Annotated in this window: 1 protein-coding gene; it reads right to left on the bottom strand. The window is 28.2% G+C overall.

Features of this window, described 5'->3' with window-relative positions:
• A partial coding sequence (locus V6U76_RS05310) for a DEAD/DEAH box helicase family protein (RefSeq protein ID WP_333024100.1) occupies positions 1 to 1203 on the bottom strand: 1203 nt, incomplete at its 3' end.
• Positions 1204 to 1225 lie beyond the last annotated feature (22 nt).

The following is a 1225-nucleotide window of genomic DNA, read 5'->3' as shown; positions in this document are numbered from 1 at the left end:
TTTAAATTTAGATAAAGAGAAAAAACTAGGATGTATCACTTGATTAACATCACCACACAATAAAAAATTACTCTTATTTTCATCTTTTAAACTTTTTAATATTAAATCTAATATACTATTAGTTAAATCCTGAACTTCATATATAACAACAGCATCATAAACTTTTTTATCCTCATGTAATCTCTCAACGTATTCATAAGCGACTAGACTAGAATCATAATATTTTGAATTTTCTTCTATAAATTTCTTGTATTCTTCAAAAAGATCATAAATATGATCCCTTTTATCTTGAGAAAATATAGCTTTTCTACTTCCTAAATCTTTATATTTCTCTCTACCTAAACCTTCTCCAGATATCACAGCTGTAAATTCTTCGAATATTTTATCTCCTTCTTTTTTATACTCTTTAAATTTTTCTTTCTTGCATATATTGTTGAACCATAAAAAAAATGTATTTCTATCGATCGGCTTCTTTTCTTTTACATCTTCTCCTATCACCTTTTCAAAAAACTCATGAAGAGATAAGAACTCAATTTCCTCTGGAATACAAGTTTCGGGTTTACCAGTAATTTTATCAATTTTATCGCAATCCTTATACTCAAATAATTTCTTTGCTTCTCTTATAAGATTTCCAGATTGGGTAATGTATAGAATTTTTTCTCCTTCAAACTTTTCTTGCATCTTTTTAAGGCTTTCCAAAGCTACTGATGTTTTCCCACTGCCAGCAGCTCCACTAACAACTAAAGGAAATTTACATTCTTCAACCATTTCAACTATTTCTTTCTGAGTTGTGCTAAAAGTTATAAATTTGCCTAACCAAGAAATCTGTGGATAATCTTTTAGCTCCACCTCCTCTGGACTAGAAGCTAGGTATGGATTCTTTATTTCTATATTTTTTATTTTTTCTCTACTTCGTAAAAATTTTGACTTTTGGTAATCATGATTTAAAATTACTTCCAAAATAACAAAAGCATTCTCATCATTGTGCTTTACACTTGTAAACAATAGCCTATTGGCTTTATCTAATTTAGCACGAAAATATTTAGCATTTCCAATACCGCTTATAAGCTTTATTTTTCCCAGATTTGTAGATTTATTTTCCTTTAAATCTTCAACAATTAAATCGAATTTTTTTCTTAAAGGACTTTCATCATCGCCTAAATCACTTTCATTAAATTCTTGAGAATAAAATACAAGACTCATAATACCCCACGCTATAAACTAA

The organism is Wolbachia endosymbiont of Pentidionis agamae (assembly GCF_036711655.1).
Lineage (GTDB): Bacteria > Pseudomonadota > Alphaproteobacteria > Rickettsiales > Anaplasmataceae > JAZHPY01.
The sequence above is the reverse complement of the archived record's forward strand: the minus strand, read 5'-3'. Positions and strand labels throughout refer to the sequence as shown.